Source organism: Larsenimonas salina (genome assembly GCF_023736155.1).
In the GTDB taxonomy this organism is placed as follows: Bacteria; Pseudomonadota; Gammaproteobacteria; order Pseudomonadales; family Halomonadaceae; genus Larsenimonas; species Larsenimonas salina.
On sequence record NZ_JAMLJJ010000001.1, the window covers coordinates 285,877 to 309,085 of the forward strand.

Here is a 23,209-nt window from a genome sequence, read left to right on the forward strand (position 1 = left end):
GGAGACCCCAGATGGGGGATAGGCCATGGTAAAAGTACGAGAGTCTCAGCCGCTCAGCGCCGACGGGCGAATCGATGTCACCGCGTGGCTTGAGGCGTTTGCCGCTCAGGTGCCGCTCAAGGAGCCCGATCGGTTTGCCCGGGCCTGCCGGCTTGCCGAGCGCCTGGCGGTCGAGGCGGAGGCACGTCATTCGGAAAGTGCCTGGCGCGACCCGGGGGCAAGTCTCCATATCGGACTCGAGATGGCAAGCATCGTTGCCGAGCTCAAGCTCGATGAGTCGGCGCTGATTGCGGCCGTGCTTTACCGCTGTGTGCGTGAATCCCTGACCACGGTCGAGGCCGTTACCAAGGAGTTTGGCTCCGAAGTTGGTCTTCTGGTGGATGGCGTACTGAAAATGGCCGCCATCAGCCAGCTCCAGGCGCCTGCCCACGGGCTCGACCAGCACAACCAGCAGGACAACCTGCGCAAGATGCTGGTGACCATGATCGATGACGTGCGGGTGGCACTGATCAAGATCGTGGAGCGAACCTGCATGCTGCGCGAGGTCCGCAACAGCTCGCGCGAGCGCTGCCTGCGCGTGGCCCGTGAGGTATTCGATATCTACGCGCCGCTGGCCCATCGGCTCGGCGTCGGACAGCTCAAGTGGGAGCTCGAGGATCTGTCGTTTCGTTATCTGCACGAAACGGATTACAAATCGATTGCCAAGCAGCTTTCCGAAAAGCGCCTTGACCGCGACCGCTATATCTCGGAAGTGATCTCGATGCTCGAGACCATGCTCACTGAGCAGGGCATCGTGCCCTACGATATTTCCGGGCGCGCCAAGCACATCTATTCGATCTGGCGAAAGATGAAGCGTAAGCGCATTGATTTCTCAGAAGTCTATGACGTGCGTGCTGTCCGTATTCTGGTGCCGAAAGTGGCCGACTGCTACACGCTGCTTGGGTTGGTGCATTCAAAATGGCACCACGTCCCCAACGAATTCGACGACTACATCGCCAACCCCAAGAAAAACGGTTATCAGTCGCTGCATACCGCGGTCATCGGGCCTGAAAACAAGGTGCTTGAAATCCAGGTGCGTACCTTCGACATGCATGAGGAGGCCGAACTCGGGGTCTGCGCCCACTGGAAATACAAAGGCACCGATGTCGACTCCAAGAGCCGCGGCTATGAAGAAAAAATCGCCTGGCTCCGGCAAGTGCTCGAGTGGCAGGAAGAGCTTGGTGAGCTCGGCGACATCAGTCAGGGGCTTCGCTCCGATGTGGCCCCGGACCGCATCTATGTGTTCACCCCCGAGGGCCACGTCATCGACTTGCCGAGCAAGGCCACCCCGATCGATTTCGCCTACCGCGTTCATACCGAAGTCGGCCACCTGTGCCGGGGGGCGAAGGTCAACGGACGGATCGTTCCGCTGACGTATCTTCTAAAGACCGGGCAACAGGTCGAGATCCTGACTGCGACGCGGGGTGGGCCGAGCCGCGACTGGCTCAATCCGAGCCTGGGCTTCGTTCGGACTTCACGTGCACGTGCCAAGATTCAGTCGCGGTTCAAGGAGCAGGACCGCGCGCAGAATCTGGAAGAGGGACGCTCACTGCTTGAAAAAGAGTTCAAGCGGCTCGATCTGGATAACCTTGACCGCGTAAGGCTTGCCAAGGCGGTCAATTACAACGCCGTCGATGACATGTACGCAGCGATTGGTGCGGGCGATCTTCGCATCGGTCAGGTGCTTTCCCAGGCACAGAACCTGTTCGGTGAAGACGACTCCGACCAGGAGCAGCTCGACCGGCTACTGACTCGTCCTCGCAAGGGCGTGACGCCGGACAGTGACAGCATTACGGTGCTCGGGGTCGGCAATCTCAAGACGCAGATGGCCAACTGCTGCCATCCGGTTCCCGGGGATCAGATTGTTGGGTTCATCACCCAGGGCCGGGGTGTGACCATTCACCGTCAGGATTGCCCCAATCTGTTGCAGCTCAAAAGCGATGAGCCCCAGCGCATCGTCGAGGTCGAGTGGGGCGATCGCCAGATCGCGCAGTACCCGGTCGACATCGAAATTCAGGCCTGGGATCGAAACGGCCTGCTTCGTGACGTCACTACCGTGTTGACTGGCGAGAAGGTCAACGTGCTCTCGGTCAATACCCGCACCAATACGCAGGAGCATATGGCCACGCTCAATATCACGCTCGAAGTGTCTAGCATCGAAGCGCTGGGGCGTCTGTTCAGCCGTATTCAGCAACTCTCCAATGTGACCGACATCAAGCGGCTGCGTCAGGGCGGCCCCTCAGAGCGAGGCGAACCATGACCGAGGCGACCCCGTACACATTGAGCGATCTGCGCTATTTGATGGCCACGCTTCGCGACCCGGAGCAGGGGTGCCCGTGGGACCTCAAGCAGCGCTTCGAAACGATCGTGCCGCATACGATCGAAGAGGCGTACGAAGTGGCCGACGCCATCGAGCGCAAGGCCTTCGATGAGCTGCCGGGTGAGCTTGGCGATGTACTGTTTCAGGTGGTGTTCTACGCCCAGATTGCCGATGAGGACGCCAGGTTCGATCTTGATGATGTGATCGATACGTTGGTGCGTAAGATGGTGCGTCGCCACCCGCACGTGTTTCTCGATGGCACGCTCTACGGCGAAAAGAACGACGGTAACGCTCAGCATGAGGCGTCGATCAACGCCCGCTGGGAAGCGATCAAGGCTTACGAGCGCGAAACGCGGGATGCATCCTCGCTGCTTGATGACGTGCCGGTCGGGCTTCCGGCTCTGACCCGGGCGGGCAAGCTTTCAAAGCGCGCCGCGCGAGGCGGGTTCGATTGGCCGGACGCCCGGGGCGCGCTTGCCAAGGTGCATGAAGAGCTTGCAGAACTTGAGCAGGCCATGGCCGAGGGCCAGGCTGATGCCTGTGAGGACGAACTGGGCGATGTGCTGTTTTCGGTCGTGAACCTTGCCCGCAAGCAGGGGATCGATCCGGAACAGGCGCTTAGGCGCACCAACGTCAAGTTCGAACGCCGGTTTCGCCACGTGGAACGCGCAATCGGCGATGAGGGCGGTGCGCTTGAATCAGCGTCGCTCGACACAATGGAAGCGCACTGGCAAGCGGCCAAGCGTCAGGAGCGTTGACGCGAGTGCCTCACGGCTGAGCCGATGTCTTTAAAATGCGACCTAGGTCGCATTTTTTATGCGTGGGTGACAGCATTGAACCGGGTTTCTCGGCTAAGCTGCTAGCGCAGCACCGTCAATACACTAAGGGGGATCACCATGAGCGATGACTTGCACGAGTCCTTGAGAGAAAACGTTCGTATTCTCGGCGACAACCTGGGACAGACCATCGCCTCGGACATGGGCAAGGATTTCCTGGCCAAGATCGAACGCATTCGCGCGCTGGCGAAGGACGGGCGGCGAGAGGGCAGTGATGAGCGCAAGGAACTGATCGATTATCTGCGCCGGCTCCCCGAAAGTGAATTGTTGCCCGTCACCCGCGCGTTCAACCAGTTTTTGAACCTTGCCAACCTCGCCGAGCAGCACTACCGCACGCGAGCGCGCCGGGTCGAGGATTATCGTCCCGGCAGCCAGCCTGAGATGGGTGAGCTTCTGGAGCGCATTCATCAAAAGGGTCACGACGCTCAGGCCATCATTCGGGCATTCGAGGAGATGCGGGTCGAGCTCGTTCTAACGGCGCACCCGACCGAGGTCGTACGGCGCACGCTAATCCAGAAATACGACGCCATTGATGAATGCCTGACGCTTCTCGAGCAGGCAACTGATCATCCCGAGCTTGAAACGCGGGTCAGCAGTCGTCTGACCGAGCTGGTAAGTCAGGCCTGGCACACCGACGAGATTCGCAAGGAACGCCCGACACCGGTCGATGAAGCGCGCTGGGGCTTTGCCGTCATCGAGAATTCGCTGTGGCAGGCGGTGCCCGAGTTCTACCGTGATCTGGACAATCGACTGCTCGAGCTTGCCGGTGAGCGGCTGCCGCTTGACGCCTCGCCGCTGCGGTTTGCCTCCTGGATGGGCGGTGACCGCGATGGCAACCCGAATGTGACCGCCAGTGTGACCCGGGAAGTGCTGTTGCTCGGACGGTGGATGGCGGCGGATCTCTACGCGCGGGATCTCCTTCAGCTCAAGCGTGAGCTCTCGATGTGGAAGGCCACCTCTGCGCTTCGCGCGGAAACCGGCGATGTGGCCGAACCTTACCGGGAGCTCTTGAGACGGTTGCTGCACCGCGTGGAAGAAACCCGTGACTGGGCCAAGGCGCGCCTTGACGGCAAGCCATTCACGCCGTCGGTGGCTGTCATCGAGACGCGCGAACAGCTCTTCGCACCGCTTCTTCTGTGCTACCGCTCCCTGTGTGACTGCGGTCTTCACACCATCGCCAACGGCGCGCTGCTGGACACACTGCGCCGAGTGGCGTGTTTCGGTGTGACGCTTACCAAACTCGATGTGCGTCAGGAATCCTCGCGCCATTCGGAAGCGCTCGATGAGCTGACCGAGCATCTGGGCCTTGGGCATTATCTTGATTGGGACGAGGCCCAGCGTCAGCGGTTTCTGCTCGAGGAACTCACCTCCAAGCGGCCGCTGGTGCCACCGCACTGGCAGTGCTCCGAGCCAACGCGGGAAGTGCTCGATACGTTCGAGGTGGTGGCCTCGGAACCGAAGGAGGCGCTTGGTTCCTACGTGATTTCGATGGCAGGCCAGCCTTCCGACGTGCTGGCGGTGGCGCTGTTGATGAAGGAGTACGGGGGCAGCGTAAAGCTTCCGATTTCACCGCTGTTTGAAACCCTTGATGATCTTGATCGCGCAAGTTCAGTGGTCGACACCCTGCTTGGGTTTGAGGCGTACCGCGCGGTAATCGACGACCGTCAGGAAGTAATGATTGGCTACTCCGACTCGGCCAAGGACGCCGGCCAACTGGCGGCGGCCTGGGCGCAGTACCGCGCTCAGGAGACGCTGGTCGAGGCCTGCAAGGCGCAGGGCGTCTCGCTGACGCTCTTTCACGGGCGCGGCGGCACGGTCGGGCGCGGTGGCGGCCCGGCGCACGCCGCGATTCTTTCGCAGCCCCCCGGCTCGGTCAATGGCAGTCTGCGCGTCACCGAGCAGGGCGAGATGATCCGTTTCAAGTTCGGCCAGCCCGGCATTGCCGTGCGGTCGATGGAAATCTACGCCTGCGCGGTACTCGAGGCCTCGCTTCTGCCGCCGCCCAAGCCCAAGCAGCATTGGCGCGATGAGATGGATACACTGGCGCGCTGTGCGCACGAGGTATATCGAAGCGTGGTGCGTGAGGATCCGAACTTCGTACCGTATTTTCGCGCGGTCACGCCTGAAACCGCGCTGTCGCGCCTGCCGCTCGGCTCGCGCCCGGCCAAGCGCCGACAGGACGGCGGGGTCGAAACGCTCAGAGCGATTCCCTGGATCTTTGCCTGGACACAGACGCGGCTGATGCTGCCGGCTTGGCTTGGTAGCGGTGAGGCCTTCCGGCAGCGCGCCGACAGCGCCGAGGGTCTTGGCGTGCTGCGCGAAATGATGGAGCAGTGGCCATTTTTCGGTACCTACGTCGACATGCTTGAAATGCTTCTGGCCAAGGCCGACGTTGACATCACCGCCTACTACGAACAGCGTCTGGTGGATGAGCCGCCGCTTCGTGCGCTGGGCGAGAAGCTTCGAACGCGCTTTACCGAGCTTGTCGATGTGCTGCTCGAGATTCGCGAGCAGGATCAGCTTCTTGAGCATGCGCCGCTGATTCGTCAGGCGATCGAGGTGCGAAATCCCTACCTTGATCCGCTCCATGGGGTTCAGGCCGAGCTTTTGCAGCGAAATCGCAACGCCGACGGCGCGATTTCCTCGGAGCTTTCCAGGGCGCTGATGGTCAGCATGGCTGGAATCGCCGCCGGGCTTCGAAATACAGGCTAACGCAAAATTTTTTTAGAAGCCCGCCCTTGAAATGCGTCTCATGGCACCTAATGTTGTGGGGTAGAACAACATGTGGCAGTGGCAATCTTGCCGCTGCCGATCGTGGTTTTAGAGCGGGCACATGAAGGTGCCTTCCCGTAAAACCGAAAGCTGTCGTAAAAGGAGTCCTTCCAATGGCTTATCAGCTTCCTGAACTTCCGTATGCGTACAACGCGCTCGAGCCGCATTTCGACGCGATGACCATGGAAATTCACCACACCAAGCACCACAACACCTACGTGACCAATGCCAATGGCGCGTTGGAAAAACTCCCGGAAGAGCTTGGCCAGCTGTCAGCCGAGGAACTTGTTCAGAAAATCGATCAGGTCCCGGAAGCCCAGCGCACTGCCGTGCGCAATAATGCTGGCGGTCACGCCAACCACAGCCTGTTCTGGACTGTTCTGTCTCCTGAAGGTGGCGGTGAGCCCAAGGGCGACGTGGCAGACGCGATCAAGGAAACCTTCGGCAGCGTCGATGCGTTCAAGGAACAGTTCGAAACCGCGGCGAAAGGCCGTTTCGGTTCCGGTTGGGCCTGGCTTGCAGTCAAAGACGGCAAGCTGATCGTCACCTCGACGGCCAACCAGGACAGCGCCCTGATGCCGGAATCCTTCGGTGGTGCCTCCGCTACGCCGATTCTCGGCTTGGACGTCTGGGAGCATGCGTACTATCTGAACTTCCAGAACCGTCGCCCGGACTACATCAAGGCGTTCTGGAACCTCGTCAACTGGGACGAAGTCGAAAAGCGCTATCAGGCGGCTAAATAACCAGCCCTGATCGTTTGAAAAACCCGGCCTAGGCCGGGTTTTTTTGTGCGCAGATGCTGTTCATCTTGAGCGAATGGCTCACGTTTTTTTTGTCGAGCGTGACCGGCGCGCTGTCTTCCTTCCCTTGCCGCCCTTGCTTCCCTTGCCTCGAAGCGCAGAGAAATCACTGCGCTCGACCTCTGAAATCAGCGTTTTGAGTTCATGGGTGAGCGGCTGCATGAACTGCGCGTAACGCATGCGTTTGTCGCTGATGGCCTCGAGCTGGGATTCCCAATGTGCGGTCATGTCAGGCACAACCATTCGTTTAGGCAGGCTTTTCACGAGTTGGCGTCCAATGTCGGTTGCCTTGATCTCCTTGCCGCTTTTAACCAGAAACTGCCGCTTGAACAGTAGCTCGATGATGCCGGCACGGGTGGCTTCCGTGCCGAGGCCATCGGTGTCCTTGAGAACTTTCTTGACGTCGGGGTCTGAGACAAAACGCGCGATACCGGTCATGGCCGATAGAAGGCTTGCATCGGTAAACCGTTTCGGTGGGCTGGTTTCCTTGTCATCCACCCGGGCCTCGCGGCAGGTGAGAGCGTCGCCAACGTTGACCTCGGGCAGGGGCGTCGATGAAAACTCGGACGCCTTGGTGCCTTTTCGGGGAGGCAACAGGATTTTCCAGCCCTCCCTCAGAACCGATGTCTGTTTTGCAACGAACAGCCCACCTTCAACCTGACTGTCGATCTGATGCTCGGCGTACTCGAACGCTGGATAGAACTGCATCAGGTATTGCCTGGCCACAAGATCGTAGATGTTCTTTTCGTCTTGGGTCAGCCGGTCGGCCGCCAGGGCCTTGGATGTCGGGATAATGGCGTGGTGTGCGCCCACCTTGGCGTCGTTCCAGGCCTTGCTTTTGAGATCAAGATTCGCCTGTTGAGCCGGGTCGCGAAGCGCGTCGCTGGTTTTGGCGATGGCCTGAGTGACCGTTCGCCGGTCACCGTAGTGCCCCTTCGGCAGATACCGGCAGTCCGAGCGCGGGTAGGTAATCAGGGTGTGGCGCTCATAGAGCTGCTGGCAGACATCCAGCGTTTTCTGGGCGTTCAGGTTGAAGCGTTTCGAGGCGTCGATCTGAAGCGTGGACAGATTATAGGGCAGCGGCGCGGCCTGCTTTTTGACTGTGCGCTCGACGTTTCGAACGTGGCCGGGTTTGCCGGTTACTTTTCCCACGACGGTGTCGGCAAGCTTTCTTGAAAGCACCCGACCCTCGTCGTCCATATACGGCGCACAGGCGTCGCTCGGGACCCACTTGGCGCTGAAGGTGTCACCGGCTGCGGTGACAAGCGTGGCAACAACCTCGTAAAACGGCTTGGGTACGAACTGTTCGATGGCTTCATCACGATGAACCACAAGGCCAAGCACCGGCGTTTGTACCCGCCCGATCGACAGCACACCGTTGTAGCCTGCGTTTTGACCGAGCAGGGTGCACAGGCGGGTCATGTTGATGCCGTAGAGCCAATCGGCCCGTGCCCGCGCCAGCGCCGAGGTGGCAAGCGGAATGAAATCGCTGTTGGGGCGAAGATCATCTAGGGCCTTCTTGATCGCGGCCGGGTTCATGTCATTGACCAGGCAGCGAAGGGTGGCGGCGCGCTTGGCCTTGCTGATGCCTGAATGATTGATCACCTCATCGACCAGAATCTGGCCGACCCGGTCGGGGTCGCCCATGTTGACAAGCTGATCGGCCTCCCTGATCAGCTTCTTGACCGTGGTGAACTGCTGGCGGGTTTTTGACTTGATCTGTTGCTTCCACTCGTCCGGTACGATCGGAAGATGCGCGCGCTTCCAGCTCTTGTAGGCGGGGTCATAGGCCTCGGGCTCGGCCTGCTCGAGCAGGTGGCCGATACACCAGGTCACCACGTCGCCCTTAGCGGTACGGATGAACCCGTCGCCTTTCTGGTGCGGTTTCGGCAGGACCTCTGCGACCGCGCGGCCCACACTTGGTTTTTCGGCGATGATCAGACGCAAAACATCAAATCCATGTGGTTTTATACAGTGCTATGGTAACCACGGTCAGAGGGGCTGTCGATCCAGAGCACTGTCGATTCAAAGCACTGTCGATTCAGGGCACTATCGATTTAGAACACTTTCGATTTAGAACACTGCTGGTCCGGGGGCTAGCCCAGCGCTCGACGCGCTCGAACCAGCGCACGATACCACTTCTGAGGGCGCTTGCCGGTCACCGGCGGGCGATGGGTCAGAAGGCTCACCGGGCTGTAATCGGCGCTGTGATAGCCGGCAATCATGCTGAGTGTCGCTTCACGCGCCTTGTAATGCGTGACCAGAAACTCTGCGGCCGAATCGTCCAGCGGTACGCCGTAGTGGCGCACCAGTGCCAGAGCCAGGGATTCGGCAGAGCGCGATAGATCTGGCTCAATGCTCTTGACCATGGCCGCGCCGATCGCGGCCTTGGCCGGTGCCGACATGTTGGGTTCAAGCTGGCCGAAGTAGGCGGCGTTGGTCGCGTTGATCGCACGTTGCACTTCGGGGCGAGAGAGGTGGATATGCGGCTCGAGGGTCAGGGCCACATCGATGGCGAACCGTTTCAGCGTGTCCGAGCCGTGATTGAGCAGCGTTTCGTGGCTCAAGGGTGTGTGGCGGGGGTGCCCCCAGTGGCGAATATTGACGCCCTGCATCAGTTTCGACAGCGCCCGGCAGACGTCAGCCTTGGCCGCATCGTCGAGTGCGATGCGTTTTTCGCGAACGCGAAGGCCTCGCCGTCCGCGCCCGGTTCGAAGTTTCTGGGTCTGCTTCTCGCTTGAATGCATTTCCTCCCAGCGGGTCGACAGACGCAGCAGCTGTGCGTGGCTGCGGCCGGCGTTTTCATAAGCCTCCTGGACACTCTTGAAGAGCTTCAAGGCGTTGGTCAGGATGTCCGATTGCTGTCGAAGGCGGGCACGGAGCTGGCTGTCGAAGGCGCGCTCGAGCTCGGCGGCGTCGCGTACGATCTGATCGGCCAGCGCATCCATTGCCTCACGAGAGCGGGCCAGGAGGACTTCGGCGCGAAGGCCTGACGCGGCGTCCTCAACCAGGGTGTCCGACTGTTCGGCGAGATAGACCGTCAGCGCCTTCACGCGTGAAAGCCCGGTGGCCTGTGCGATGCGATAGCGGGCGCGCGCGTCTTCGAGCTGATCGAGCGCCCGCGCCAGGTGCCATTGACCGCGGTACTCGAACGTCAGCATGGTGATCTCGCGCCCGCTGATCAGCTCGAACGCGAGAATCAATAGTTCCTCCACGTCCTGAAGCGTCATCAGCAGGTCGTTGTCCTGCTCGCTGGCGGCGAGAATTCGCTCGAGAAAGTTGTCATCGCGCGGCACGCCATGATGAAGGTTGGGGGCGATGCCGTAGAAACGGTCCCGCAGAAGGCCGATGGCTTCCGGCGCAACGTCGGCAAGGTCTGTGAACTGAGGCTCCAGCGTGTCGCTGTAGAGGCTGTTCAAATCCCGGATACGGGCGTATAGCCCGACCCGGCGATAGATGTCGATCCGTGCTATGATTCGCGCCGAATCCGCATCGTTTAAAAGCTCCTGAACGGCCAGTTCGACCCCCTCGGGGGATAGGTCCTGCTTTCTGAGCAGCATGGCAGCGGCTTCACGCCGTCGGGCATCGCCTTCCAGACTTTCAACGATCAGGTTGCGGGTGGTGAGAATCAGATCCGGAAGCGTGTCGATGACGCGCGAAATCTTGGCTTCGGTACGCTCGTACTGACGCCCTCGGGTCAAATGATGCACCAGATTGGCCAGTACCCCGGCCACACCCGTAATGACCGTGTAGGAGATGAAAAACACGTAGTTTTCCATGGTCGGTGCCTTGCCATACCCCATGAGGTAGCCGCCCCAGGCACCAATCAGAGTGACGGGTCCGGCGGTCCAGAGGATCTGCATCAGGCTGATCGACCACGGCACCTTCTCGACCGCCTGAGTGATTCGCCGGATTTCATCACGGCCTTCACGCTCGAGGCTGACTGTTGAGGTGCGTTTTTCGTCTGCGCGGCGTTTGAGTATGGGAAGAGGCAGCACAAGAAACCTTAAGCGACAGGATGGGTCATCGGCCGCTGACTTGGCGGGCCGAGTGGCTATAGTACCGCCTTCGTCTGGCGGTCACAAAGCGGCTTGCGTATCCTGTTCGGGTAGAAATCTTTGGCGTGGGATGTGGCATAAATACATGATGGCGCAGGGAACACTTTGAATGTTGGCGAATTGGGTTGATCAGTTGCTTGGGTTTGCCACGAAAGCGCAGGCCGTCATCCATCAAGACGAGCAGTACCCCGAACTTACGCGCTGGGCCCGACGCGAGGGCGCAACGCTTTTAGGTGACGATGTGTCGCTTGCCCAGGCGTTGACGCCGCTTCTCTGGAACCAGACGCCCTTGGTCCGGTGCGGCTTTTCCTGCGAACCCTTGGCGCCGCCCGCCCTGGATGAGCCCTGCTGGTGCGATTCGGGCAAGCGGTTTGACCGCTGCTGCGGAGCGGTGACCCTGCCGGGGCCGGTGCCCTCGCATTTGATGTGGATGCTGAGCTTGCAGGAATGGCGGGGAGAGCGCCTTCGTCGTGCGCTTCTGTCACTTCAGGCACCGACCCAGGCCTTGCTCGAGGCGGCCATCATCAGTGTCGAAACCGGTCAGCTCGGCCGCGCCCAGCGCCTGCTCGAAGCCTTTTTCCAGCTCGATGAGTGGGAAGCCACGCCTGAAACGTCCGAGTCTGCCTTTGAGCTTTTGACCGATGTCTACCATGAGCGCGGATTTACGCGCAAAAAGGACGCATTTGTTGATGATATCGTCGACCGGGGGCCGAATTTTCTGAAAGGCGCGGCGCTTGAGCGGGTGTGCCTTGCGTTCATGGACAGCGACGACCTGAACGGGGCACGAGAGGCGTTTTTGAAGGCGCTCAAACTGATTCCCGACGCCCCGTCACTTGCCTACATCGAAACCATGCTCCTGCTGCATGAAGGCCAGCCCAAGGAAGCCGGCGAGCGTGCAGGCTTCTGGGCGCGTCGTCTTAAACGCCAGGCGGGGCTTGATGAGGAGTATCTGGACTTTCTGGAGCAGCTCGCGCATGCCCCGGCAGACACCCTCGCTGAGCAGATGATCTACTCCGAGGAAGAGCTGGCCGAGCCGCTTGCCATGCTGTCCACGGTCCTCATGGAATACCCTCCGGTCGAAGAGCTGCCGCTGAGCCGCAATGAATGCGGCAAGCTCATGTACTTGCCCACGCCTGATCACACCGCGGATTACACGCAGTGGCGCCAGTACTTTACCGCCGACGATGTGGGCGAGCCCGGCAAGAGCGCCAGCAGCGACCTGTGGGTCGATGCGCTCAAGTGGCTCGATGGGCTGTGCGAGCATCGAGACTGGCTGGCAACCCCTGCCATCTTGCAGGAGCTGACCATGGCGCTGGCGGTACGGTTTGGCAATCTGCCGTGGATGATGCGGCCCTTTTTCGAACCGATCGCCAAACAGTTCGAGCTATGGCTTGGCTGCATCGAGCAGGAGCAGGGCGTCTTCAGCTGGGAAGAGGGTGACAATGACATCATCTACCAGCTCGGGCTTGGGCTGATCATGGGGATGGAGCGCGGTGATCCGCTTCGTTCAAAAGCACTGTCGGAGCGGCTTTTGAGCCTCGACAAGCAGGACGATCTGGGGCTTCGGGAGGTTCTGCTCGAACAGCACCTGCGTCAGGGCGAGGACGACAAGGCCCTGTCACTGGTCGACCCGCTCCTGCCCGAGCAGTCAGATTGGCTTGGTCTGCTGGTCGGGCGCGCCCTGGTGTTCTACCGGCTCGGACGGATGGCGGAGGCGCAAGGCGCGCTTTCCCTCATTCATCAGCACAACCCACACATGCTGACGCTTCTTGCCAGGGCCAACCCCAAGCGTGAGCACAATGAAGCCCATTCGGTTGCGCCAGGCTCTCGGGGCGAGGCCTGGCAGTATCGTGTGCTGTTGCGTGGCCAATGGCTTGCAACGCCAGGTGCCATCGACTGGTTGAAGCGGGCACTCAAGCGGTTTTAGTGACCGCGCTTCAACGAGACCATTCGAAGCAGGACCTGGCGAAGCTTGGGGTATTCGGTCAAGCGAATCGCATCGATGCAGTCGGCCACGATGTCGGGGCGCAGGCATCGCTTTGGGCCGATGAAAACGCCGCGGGTCACACGAGCGGCGTAGCCGAGAATGGCCGGTGTGTGTTCGATGTTGGGGCCGAACAGGCGCTGCTGCTGACCCACCACCTTGGCAAGCTCCCCACGCAGTGCCCGCGTCTTGCCGGCAAGCGGCAGCACCATGACCCAAAGCAGTGCCGAGAGCAGGCGCTCGCTCTTGCCCGGTCGGTGTTGCGGTTTGAAGGCCACGCCGCGAAGCACCAGCGTACCGGCCTGACGACGGTCCTTGAACCAGTAGCCGAGTTTGGGGTCGAGCAGTTGCCCCTCGTAATAGATGCCGTTTTTAAGGCGCTGCACGCCGCCTACATGGGAGTAGGGCATTACGACCATGTTTTCGAGTTCGGCGCCTTCCTCGAGATAGCAGCCGGTTTCGAGGCTACAGTGGCCGGTAAGCCAGGCCCCTCGCTCAACGTGGGCAACCGCCCCCATGAATCCCTGTTCAAGTACGGACGTGTCTGGCGTTGCCGTGCCGGCCGAGCCCCAGAGCCTGTCCAGAATCTCGGTGCCATGCGGGGCCACCGGCGTCTGGCGCTGCAGGATATCCATCGTCAACTGGTGATAATCCGAAAGCGAGGCGAGTAGGCACGGGCTCAACGTGCGTTCCTCTCGAAGCTCGCTCCAGCGAAGGCGAATCAGGTTGAGATCCTCCGGGCCCCGGGCGACCACGACTGGCGCGTCCTTGCCGGGTGCCTTGATCCAGTCGGGGTGCAGCAGAATATCACCGCGTACCACAAGGCAGGGATACATCACGTTGCCGCCCAGACGCAGTAGGTGTTCGCGCGGGTCACGCTCGCCAATGACCGGATAAAGCTCGATCGGCATGCCCCAGCGGTCGCTTCGATTGAACATCGCGCGAAACGACTCTGATGACCGTCCGTACAGCAGGCACGCCGCCTGAATGTCGGGCGTGTCCGCCAGAAGGTCCAGATTGCGCTCCAGCACGCTTCTTCCGACCAGGGGCAGCAGGGCGGGCGGGTAGCGCTGATCCATCGGGGCCATTTCCTGGCCCATCCGATCGGCAAGAATGATCACTTGCATCGACGTTCTCCTCAATACGCCCCACGCCCCTTGATGACGGCGGGTATGGTTCTTAGAAGCAGTTTGATGTCTTCACGAATGCCCTGTCGGTGCAGATAGAACAGATCGAGGTTGATCTGTTCGTCAAACGACAGGTCCGACCGGCCGGATACCTGCCAGAGCCCGGTCAATCCCGGCCGGGCATCAAGGCGCATTCGAGCGCGGGCCTCATAAAGCGAGACTTCCCGAGGCAGCGCGGGTCTCGGGCCGACCAGCGCCATGTCCCCCTTCAAGACGTTCCAGAGCTGCGGTATCTCATCGATGGACAGCTTTCGAATGATGCGCCCGGGTGTGGTGATCCGGGGGTCCTTTTTCATCTTGAACAGCACATTGCCCGAGGACTCATTGCGTTCGGTAAGTTCTCTCAGGCGCTCCTCGGCATCGATGTACATCGAGCGGAATTTCCACATCTTGAACAGGCTGCCGGACTGACCTACCCGCGTCTGGCTGAAAAAGATCGGGCCCTTGGAGTCGAGCTTGATCCAGAGCATGACCAGCACCAGAAAAGGCCCGCCAAAACCGAGAATCGAAAGCGACAGACCGATGTCGAGAAGCCGCCGGGCCTTCGGGCCATACCAGCGCCTGAATAGCCACCAACAGCGCCGTGCAAACGAGCGCCATTTATAAAAAGTCGGATAGTCACCTTCCAGATAGCTTCGAAGACGTCGGCAGGGGCGTTGGCCGTGTCGTGTGATGTTCAAAAGAAAGACCGGGTTGCCGACCACGTAGCGCTTCCACATGCGCTTGGGTTCCTGCATCAGTCGCCAGCTCCATTCCATGCCGATCGAGCGCAGCCATTTCGGCGCGCGGCTGACCTTCTCGGCGCTGAAATCGAATAACCCACCCACGCCCATGGCCAGTTTGACCTTGAGCCGATGGCGATAGCGTTCGACCCAAAGTTCCTGATGCGGTACGCCCATGGCAACGCACAGGAGGTCGGGGCGCGCTTCATTGATCTTGTCGATGACCTGATCGACGCCGGTGGTACCGAAAAAGCCATGCTGTACGCCAACAATCTCAAGCTTTGGAAAGCGCTGCTTGAGCTTATCCGCCATGGTATCGGCCACACCCGGCGCTGCGCCAAGCAGGAACAGCCGAAGCCCTTCCTCTGCCATCTGCTCACAGATCAGCGGAAACAGGTCCGTGCCATTCAAGTTGGCGACCAGCGATTCGCCTACGCGCTTGCACGCGATCGCTACGCCGCTGCCATCCGGCAATACCATGTTGGTGTTCAAAAGCGCCTGATAATAGCGGGGGTGGTTTTGAGCCACATTGGCGCAGTGAGCATTGATGAAATGCACCGTTGCATTGGTATGCGGGGCACGCATGTAATCAAACAGTGCCTCGAGCGCCTCCTCGCGGCTGATGTTAACAAACGGCAGCCCGAGAACGGTGACGGTCGGGCGTGGTGGTGCCTGCTCGTTTTCCAGTTCGACGCTATAGGCGTGTGACCCCATCAGACATCCCCTGAGTTAATGCGACGGCGCTGGGCGCTGCCGATGATGGACTGCGCGATGGCTTCGAAAAATAGATAAATTCGGGTCGGGATGGTGCCAAGTAAAATGGCTGCACCAGTGGTGGCGACTGTGCGCCCCGGCTCATCCAGCCAGATGCCCGGCCAGCTTTTCGTTGCTCTGAACAATGCCTTCAGGGCGTAGCGCCCGTCCCGCAGCCGGATGGCCTGGCGAGCGAGGTAGCGAAGCTGGTAGGCCCTTGCGCGTTTTTCGGCGCGGGCAATGAAGCCCGGGGCGTAACCACGGGTCTTTTCAACCAGTTCGACCCAGGAGGCGAACTGCTGGTCGAGTGAGGCCGAGAGGCCGCCGGCGTTGAGTCGATATAGGGTCAACGGGGCATTGAGGCCTTCGATATCCCAATGGGTCGTGAGCGCCAGTCGCACCCAGCACTCGATGTCTTCGCTGCGTCTTAGCTGTTCGTCAAAATAACACGCCGCGTTTGCCTCGCCCGCGATGTCGGCAATAAAGGCGATGTCCTCAAGCGCTTCTCGGCGCATCACCGGCGCCGAGCCATTACCGACCGGGTTGCGGCAAAAAAGATACTCGGGGTCGATGTCGCTCAGCCGGGGCATCTGATAGTAATTCATGGGTGCGCCGGTGGCGTCGATGAAGGCCGAGCGTGAAAAGGAAAGGCCCACACGAGGTGCGGTTTCGAAGTGGCGTTGATGGGCGGCGAGCTTGCCCGGAAGCCAGATGTCGTCGGAATCGATAAAGGCAATGTACTCCCCCTGTGCGGCGCGCACGCCGGTATTTCGAGCGCCGGCAAGGCCTCGATTGACAGGGTGGGTCAGTATACGAAGCCGCGGGTCGTCATAGCGCTCGCATATGGCTCGGCTGCCATCGGTGGCTACATCGTCAACGATCAGAAGCTCGAAATCGGTCACGGTCTGGGCAAGCACGCTGTCAATGGCATCCTCGATAAACGCCTCGACGTTGTACATGGGCATGATTACGGAAAACAGGGGCGTCATGGTGAGAGTACCTCGGGCGTTGTGGGGGCGAGACGTCGGTGCGTCAGGGCGTAGGCAGGCAGTGCTGCAAGGGTCGTTCCGATCAAGATGCCGGTGGCCACGCCCTGAATGCCCCAGGGAAGGCCTGCCATCATGCCCACGCCGAACAGCACCGTGGTCAACAGCTGCAGTTTAAGGTCGATGCCCGGCACGCCTGCCGCACGAAGGCCCTGGGAGCAGGTGTCGAGTACGATGCGTGGCAGTGCCGACAGACAGATCAGGATCAGAATGGGCAGCGCGCCCAGTTCGACCCAGCGCTCGCCGAAGAGAATGGGAACGTACCAGGGCGCCAACAGGCACTGAGCCAGAATGACCGGTACCGCAAAGCGGGCGAACAGGCGCATGCCACGCAGCATGTTGTCGCCCTTTTGGGCTTCGCTGGTGGCGCAAAGATGAGGAAACAGGGCGGTTGAATAGGCGCGCAGCAGGCCAAGGCTCAACCCGAGCCCTGCGTTGAAGGCAAAGTAGTAGACCCCCAGAACGTCAAGGCTCAGGAAAAAACCGATCAGCAGGTAATCCATGTGGTTTCTGAACGCAAAGACCACTTCATTGCCAATCATCGGGCCGGAAAATCGGGTCAGTGCCGGAGGAATACGCCAGTGGTTTGGCGGCGTAGGTGTCCAGCTTGTTGCCTTGCGATAGACATAGGTCCAGTAGGGGGCGGTCAGGAGCTTGGGCAGAACCAGCGCCCAGAACCCAAACCCGGCCACTGCGAACACGATGATCAATACCGCCTCGCCCAGGCTCTGGCCCATTTCGGCACGGGCGACCACGTTGAGCCGGTTTTCGCGTAACACCCTGGCGGCGTGGATCGTGGCTGGCGGCAGGCATAGAAAGCTCAGTGACAGCACCGCGATGGCCGGGAACAGGACCGGGTCGTTATAGGCAAGGCTTACGCCGTAGCCGATGGCACACTGAAGTCCCATCAAGGCAATGCACAGCAGCCAGTTCAGGCGGTGAGCATGATTGCAAAGCATGTCGAAGGCATCGTCTCGTGCCTGCACCAGTGCGGGCACGAACGCTGAATGGGTGATGGCGTTGACAAGCTCATGCACGGTCAAAACGATCGCGGCGATGCCGAACGCTTCCGGCATCAGAAGGCGCGCCGCGATCAGCGTCGCGCCGAGTCGGGCGATGCGATGAACGCCCTGAGTCAATGCCATCCAGAGCATATTGCGGCCGAACGAGGGCTTTTCGGTACGAAGCCGGTTCAAGAGCGCTTTCGGTTTCAGCGTGTTCGGCATGACAACCTCATCGTGATCGGGATGACACCAGTTGGGTATAAAGTGCTTCCAATCGCTGGGTGAGTGCCGGCCAATGATAGAGCGTGGTCAACCGGCGGTGGCCCTCGCGGCCCAGTGTGTGTCGAAGCGTCGAATCGTTCAGTAGTAAAAGAATTTTCTCATGTAGGTCCTTCCCATCTAAACGGCCAAGCAGCCCGGCTTCTTTATGACCAATCACTTCTTTTAAGACCGGAAGATCGAGCGCAATTACCGGCTTTTCGAACGACCACGCTTCCAGAAACACCACACCGAGCCCTTCATGCAGTGACGGGACGCACAGGAGGTCGCAGGCCGCGAGCGCCGAGGCCTTGTCGTGCTGGGAGGGAGAGGAAATGCGAATGAGCCGTGGGTCGTCGCTGTGATCGTGTTCGAACTGGACATGGCCCTCCGGGCCCATCATCACTACGTGAAGCTCAGGTACGCGCTCCCATACGGGCCCGAGTGCGTTATGAAGTAGGTGAACGCCTTTTAGCTGATCGTGGCGGCCGAGAAACAGCAGAACAGGTGCCTCTCCGAGGTCATGGGTTCGGCGAAATTCGTCGGCATCAAAGGTGTTTGAAAGTAGGGTCGAGACCGGAATGATATGGGTGCGCTCCGAGGCCGCGCCTTGTTTGACCAGCCAGTCGCGCTCGAACGCAGTCAGCCCGATGACCCCCTGGGCGCGGCGATAAAGGCGCTTGAAGCGCGGCGTTGTCCAGGCCGATGCCACGCCGACCTCGCCGCACAGCGGCGTAAATATGAACGGAACCTGACGCTCTCGAGCGATGTCTTCGGCCAGCTCGGCAAGCCCGGTCATGCCGTTGTAGATCACGTGTACTGCATCAGCGCGCTCGATCAGCCGCTCGAGCTGAGGTCTCAACGCCTTTTTAAGGAGGTACGTATAAAGCGGTCGCACCCAGCGCGTTGTTCCGACAAGGGCCCCGAGCCGGCTCAAGAGCGCACGTGTTTTGCCATGGGCGCGAAGGCGAACCACGGCCGGGCCGTCCTCGTCGGTGATGGCTGAGATTTCGTCGGTCACTGCCACTTCCAGCAGGCTGTTGCTGTCCTGGGCGATGCAGGCGACCGTCGCATCGATCTGCTCGCTGTGTTTCAAGAGTTCGCGGGTATGAAGCTCGGCGCCGCCAACCGCCGGCCAATAGCGTGGAATGATATAGAGAACAGCCAGCTTATCGCTCATTGCTTGAGCCTCGCATCGTGATGGGCCTTGCCGATCAGCATCAGCCCTGGCCAGATGAGGTACGCCAGAATCTCGAGGTTCTCACCAAAGGAATAGACGACCAGCAGACCGACCATGATCAGTCCGCTGCGGGCGATGGATGAGTTTGGCGCGTGAAAAAGCAGGTGAAGAAAGCTGATGGCCATGGGGGCGGCAAGGGCGTAGAAGCCAACAATGCCCTTGACGAACAAGAGCCCATACCAGCTGTGGTGTGAACCGATCGGCATGTACTCGACCAGGTGGGGGCCGCGCTCGACGATGCCGTGGCCCCAGGTCGGGTTTTCGGTTTTCCAGCGGTGTACCGCGATGCGCCCAAGGGCCGCACGTACGCGGGTCGAATCCGCCCGGGAATTTTTAAAACCGGTGATGAACGAGTCGATCGCTTCCATGAGCTGTTCCCCGATGACGCCAAGGCCAAGCGTGGCGCCGCTTGCGGTGAACCAGAGCCCTGGTGTTTTGAGCCGCTGCAGGAAAAACTGCCCACCCACGATCAGGACAATCGCGACCAGGGCCATGCGTGAGCCCGACATCAGAATCATCAAAACGCTTCCGAACATGCCGATGGCCTTCCAGCGCTTGTTCTGCTCGATCAGGGCGAACACGAAGTAGATGTTGGCAACGAAGCCCACCGCGGGCGCCCACGGGGTGAAAAGACGCCAGCGGGGCAGGCCGGAGCCGGGGTCGATCTCATAAAGCGACAGCGCAAAGAACTCCGGGCCCGGCCCGCCGATGGCTTTCAGTGGCGAGACGTAAGGGGTCTGAGGCAGGCCCGCAGCCCAGGCGCCGACAAAGACCGGCAGCAGCAGGATGGTATAGAGACAGACCTTCATGCAGGCCCGGGCGATCAATTCGATACGAATCGGCAGGCAGCCAAGAATTGGAAAGACTGCCAGAAGCGCCCAGCCCTTGGCCCAGCCAATAGAAGACTTGATGGTCTTGCCGGTGCCAAGGTCGTTGATCATGTGGCCCATCAACAGAGCTACTTCCATCACGATCATGCCGATAATCCAGGCCCAGATCGGGAACGGCAGTTTTGGAAAGGTGCGCTCTTTCTTGATGCACAGGAGCACGTAATACCCAAGCAGTGACCACGCAAGCACCGGCGCCAGCACATAAAGACCTCCAACCACATAGATCGGATAGGTCGCTGTGATCGAGAGCCAGACTATTCGCTCTTCTGGAGTTTGCGGAGATAGGGTTTTCGAATCCATAGCAGCACCATACCGATGGTTGCGAAGAGCGTGGCTCCAACGGCACCCAAGAGCGTGAGTTTCTTGCCGAGCTTATCGGGCTGCTCCGGCATCAGTGGCGGTGCGAGCATCTGAAGCATCGGGTAGCTGGTAAACGGGTCGATCTTGGCGATGTCCATCTTGGCAAGTGCGGTGGTGTAGACCGCTGTCGCCACCTGCTGCTCGCGCTGAAGGGCTTGAAGCCGCGCCGCTTCCTCGACCGTTTCGTTAAGCGTGCGCTCCCGGGCCTGATAGGTAATGCGGTAGTTATCGAGCTCGCTTTTCAAGCCACGATAGGTGATTTCAAACGAAACGATCTGTTGAATAAGGGCCTCTTGCGTGCTCCGGCTGGCGAATCCGCTCAGTGTCTTGAATTCGGCGCGGGTCAGTGACGAGGACAGAAGCTGTCGCGCTCGGGTAAGCATTTCGCGATCAAGCGCGTCGAGCCCGGCCTGGCTGGTCAAGACCTCCGGGTGGCGCGCCCCCCATTTGCCGCGCTGCTCGGCAATGGTGGAGCCAAGCGTTGCGCGCTCCTGCATCAGAGCCTGGAATTCGGCGTCCCGATGCAGCACAAGCGCTTGGCCTGCCTGCGTTGAGCTCACGCCCAGGCGTGCCATCAGGGTGTCGCGCTTGATCTTGGCCGCGTCCAGTTGCGCGTTGGTCTGGTCGATTTTTTCCTTGAGATTGCTAAGCGAGACAAGAAGCGACTGAAACTGGTCGGCGGAGACAATCTTCGATTGGCGTTGGAACTCGAGCAGCTTGCGTTCGGTTTGCTTGAGTGTCTTTTCATAGATATCGACCGACAGGCGCGTTGACTGCTCACGGGTGGCAAATTCGTCCTTTCGCAAAAACGCCAGCACCTCTTGCAGGGACTGATAGTGGGAAATGGCTTTTTGATACGCCTGCTCGGCTGTTGGGGCGGTGATACTGAAGTTCATCAATGCGGTCTGGTCGACCAGCTTGATCTTGAGCGAGGCGAAATCGTCGTAGCTTGATGCGCTTTTTTCAGCGGCCTTTAAAAGCACCGGATCACTGGTGGCGATGGCTTGGTAGTTGACCTTGGGGTCGACCGAGGTATTGCCATAGGGGGAGCTTGATTGAGCACTGGCCTGCCCAATGCTTTCGAGACTGACCGCAAGACCTGCGCCGGTTCCGGGCAAAATCACCACCCAGCGGGTGGTGTAGGCGGTAGGTGCGGTCGACACCAGGGTTATCGCGATCGCCCAGATCACGCCCCAGATGCTTCCAAGCAAAATGAGATAGGTGGCCAGCCGTTTGGACAGGCGCATGCTGGAGCCATAGGCCACCCAGCGCCAGACCCAGGCGAGCAGGCGTCGATGCAGAGTGAATTTAGGCAGACGTAGGCGCATCAGCAGGGGTTCCCGAACCGACTAGAACAGGCTAAACGGCAGCACCAGTTCCGTGATGGTTTTGGCAACGTCTCTGAGATTTGTCACCCCCGAGTCGTAGCAGCTGACAGTGTCGCCGGGCATCAGCCATGGGTTGATGCCGGTGTCGTTGGAGTTTCTGACCAGTTCGCCGGCCGAGCGCTCGATGACCACCGGTTTGCCGGTGATCAGGTCAGTACTGATCAACACGATGTGCCGCCCGCCCGAGGTTGCCTGTGTGCCCCCGACACAGTTCGATTTAATCGCAGCCTGCAGAAAGCGTGCGCCGTAGGGAAAGCTCATGGCGTCTTCGTTGAGCGCGGAGCCTGCGTTGTGCGAGGCCGGAAGCGTCAGGTTCGAGGCATAGATCTTGAGGCCTGGCAGGGTAATGGGCAGCGGACGCATCAGGGCGGGTGAAAAATACCCGGAACTTTCGATGATCAAGCGATCGCCTGCCTGAAGGTAGGGGTCGATCACCGTGGTGCCATCCAGAAACCCGGAGAGGTCGATGTCGAAGTGAACCTCGTTTCGGATCAAGGTGACCCTGTGGATGTCAGCATCGGGCCTGACGCCCCCGGCGGCGGCAATGGCGTTCGAAAGTCGCCGACCGGAGCCTGCCTCTCCTGAGGCCACAGCCTGACGCTCGCTGCGGTCGATGGCGCTGCGGGCGCTGATGTCGACGCGGCCGGGATTGAAAACCGCCCCTTCGATGCGCACGCTAATCGGCGCCCAGCTATGAAGCTGAACCGTTACGTAGGCAAGCCCGCGCCTGAAAAGGCCCTCGTCCTCGAGCTTGGCGGCAAGGGTTTTCGATACATCCTCAACGGTACGACCAGTGACCTGGGTTGGCGTAATCCAGGGCATGCGCAGCGTGCCGTCATGATCGATTTCATAAAGCCCATTGAAGTGCTCGCCGGCGGCAATCGTGATTTTTACGCGATCGCCCGGCGAGAGCTGCTGACGGTTAAGCTCTTTCAGGTAGCCCGGATAGGCCGGGACGGCAGGCAGTGCGTTTGCCCAATTCTGCTGATTCTGCCAGTAGGCCTGTGGCGGTACGCGGTTGTGCGAGATCGGGGTACAACCGCTGACAATCAACAGGGCCATGCCCATCAAGCCACATGCAACGCGCGCGATCATGACGCGTACCGGCGATCGTCTGCGCCACTTAGCAGGACCGGCATGACGTACTTGCGATCGAAGTAAATGTCGAAATGCTCGAACAGGCGCAGCGACTCAAGGTGTCGCAGCATGTTTTTCGACGGTTCAATCACCTTGAGCGGGCGGTGGGCGATATCGGTGTGCAAAAAGGCCATGACCGACAGGCCGCGGGCATCGATCCGGGTGACCGGATGGACATCGAAATAGAGGTCGGCGCCGTCAGCGAGCGGATAGCTTGCGAAATAGTCCTTGATGAGCACCTTGAACTGGTAAGCGTCCTCCCCGGTAAAGTCCGCCGGGGGGATCAGCAGCATATGGGCTTCATCGAGAGCGAAAATATGGCGCATCGTTACGACCTCATGCTGTTTGATGAGGTAACTAACGGCGCTACAAGGAAATAGTTAAGAAATCACTTGTGGAGAAAAGCGCTCTATAT

General features: G+C 60.1%; 16 protein-coding genes. 5 read left to right on the forward strand and 11 right to left on the reverse strand.

Translation table 11 applies throughout. The annotated features are described in order from the left end of the window. Window positions 1-25 precede the first annotated feature (25 nt). The 4 genes from relA (at window position 26) to NAT23_RS01360 (ending at window position 6,710) form a co-directional block, all read left to right on the forward strand. Window positions 26-2,299, forward strand: a complete 2,274-nt coding sequence (gene relA / locus NAT23_RS01345) for a GTP diphosphokinase (protein ID WP_251924752.1) — start codon at window positions 26-28, stop codon at window positions 2,297-2,299. Continuing rightward, window positions 2,296-3,117 carry a nucleoside triphosphate pyrophosphohydrolase gene (gene mazG, locus NAT23_RS01350; protein WP_251924754.1) on the forward strand — a complete coding sequence of 274 codons (822 nt, stop codon included), beginning with the start codon at window positions 2,296-2,298 and terminating at the stop codon, window positions 3,115-3,117. The genes relA and mazG overlap by 4 nt, the downstream gene beginning before the upstream one ends. A gap of 138 nt (window positions 3,118-3,255) precedes the next feature. Then, on the forward strand, window positions 3,256-5,907 hold the full coding sequence (gene ppc, locus NAT23_RS01355; RefSeq protein WP_251924756.1) for a phosphoenolpyruvate carboxylase: 2,652 nt from the start codon (window positions 3,256-3,258) through the stop codon (window positions 5,905-5,907). Window positions 5,908-6,080: 173 nt separating this feature from the next. Beyond that, entirely contained in the window at window positions 6,081-6,710 is a 630-nt protein-coding gene (locus NAT23_RS01360; protein WP_251589753.1) for a superoxide dismutase, read from the forward strand. Window positions 6,711-6,788: 78 nt separating this feature from the next. Here the strand turns inward: NAT23_RS01360 and NAT23_RS01365 are convergent, their stop codons facing one another. After that, on the reverse strand, window positions 6,789-8,714 hold the full coding sequence (locus NAT23_RS01365; RefSeq protein WP_251924758.1) for a DNA topoisomerase III: 1,926 nt from the start codon (window positions 8,712-8,714) through the stop codon (window positions 6,789-6,791). Window positions 8,715-8,863: 149 nt separating this feature from the next. Next, a complete protein-coding gene (locus NAT23_RS01370; protein ID WP_251924760.1) occupies window positions 8,864-10,765 on the reverse strand; it encodes a hypothetical protein in 1,902 nt (633 codons plus the stop codon). Window positions 10,766-10,934: 169 nt separating this feature from the next. On the opposite strand from NAT23_RS01370, the gene NAT23_RS01375 reads away from it, so the two are divergent. Further along, entirely contained in the window at window positions 10,935-12,752 is a 1,818-nt protein-coding gene (locus NAT23_RS01375) for an SEC-C domain-containing protein (protein WP_251924762.1), read from the forward strand. Here NAT23_RS01375 and NAT23_RS01380 read toward each other — a convergent pair. From NAT23_RS01380 to NAT23_RS01420, 9 genes are read right to left on the reverse strand one after another with little or no spacing between them, the layout of a single operon-like run. Beyond that, window positions 12,749-13,936 carry a glycosyltransferase family protein gene (locus tag NAT23_RS01380; RefSeq protein WP_251924764.1) on the reverse strand — a complete coding sequence of 396 codons (1,188 nt, stop codon included), beginning with the start codon at window positions 13,934-13,936 and terminating at the stop codon, window positions 12,749-12,751. The genes NAT23_RS01375 and NAT23_RS01380 overlap by 4 nt on opposite strands. An 11-nt stretch (window positions 13,937-13,947) precedes the next feature. Then, window positions 13,948-15,432, reverse strand: a complete 1,485-nt coding sequence (locus NAT23_RS01385; protein ID WP_251924766.1) for a WecB/TagA/CpsF family glycosyltransferase — start codon at window positions 15,430-15,432, stop codon at window positions 13,948-13,950. Beyond that, window positions 15,432-16,460 carry a glycosyltransferase family 2 protein gene (locus NAT23_RS01390; RefSeq protein ID WP_251924769.1) on the reverse strand — a complete coding sequence of 343 codons (1,029 nt, stop codon included), beginning with the start codon at window positions 16,458-16,460 and terminating at the stop codon, window positions 15,432-15,434. The genes NAT23_RS01385 and NAT23_RS01390 overlap by 1 nt, the downstream gene beginning before the upstream one ends. Then, window positions 16,457-17,743, reverse strand: a complete 1,287-nt coding sequence (locus NAT23_RS01395; protein ID WP_251924771.1) for an oligosaccharide flippase family protein — start codon at window positions 17,741-17,743, stop codon at window positions 16,457-16,459. Before NAT23_RS01395 ends, NAT23_RS01390 begins: the two co-directional genes overlap by 4 nt. 7 nt (window positions 17,744-17,750) lie before the next feature. Beyond that, window positions 17,751-18,959 carry a glycosyltransferase family 4 protein gene (locus NAT23_RS01400; protein ID WP_251924773.1) on the reverse strand — a complete coding sequence of 403 codons (1,209 nt, stop codon included), beginning with the start codon at window positions 18,957-18,959 and terminating at the stop codon, window positions 17,751-17,753. Then, window positions 18,956-20,209 carry an O-antigen ligase domain-containing protein gene (locus NAT23_RS01405; protein WP_251924775.1) on the reverse strand — a complete coding sequence of 418 codons (1,254 nt, stop codon included), beginning with the start codon at window positions 20,207-20,209 and terminating at the stop codon, window positions 18,956-18,958. Before NAT23_RS01405 ends, NAT23_RS01400 begins: the two co-directional genes overlap by 4 nt. Then, on the reverse strand, window positions 20,164-21,597 hold the full coding sequence (locus NAT23_RS01410) for a GumC family protein (RefSeq protein WP_251924777.1): 1,434 nt from the start codon (window positions 21,595-21,597) through the stop codon (window positions 20,164-20,166). Before NAT23_RS01410 ends, NAT23_RS01405 begins: the two co-directional genes overlap by 46 nt. 21 nt (window positions 21,598-21,618) lie before the next feature. Next, window positions 21,619-22,752 (reverse strand): polysaccharide biosynthesis/export family protein, encoded by a 1,134-nt coding sequence (locus tag NAT23_RS01415; RefSeq protein ID WP_251924779.1) that lies wholly within the window; start codon window positions 22,750-22,752, stop codon window positions 21,619-21,621. Further along, on the reverse strand, window positions 22,749-23,120 hold the full coding sequence (locus NAT23_RS01420; protein ID WP_251924782.1) for an STAS domain-containing protein: 372 nt from the start codon (window positions 23,118-23,120) through the stop codon (window positions 22,749-22,751). Before NAT23_RS01420 ends, NAT23_RS01415 begins: the two co-directional genes overlap by 4 nt. Between the last annotated feature and the right edge of the window lie 89 nt (window positions 23,121-23,209).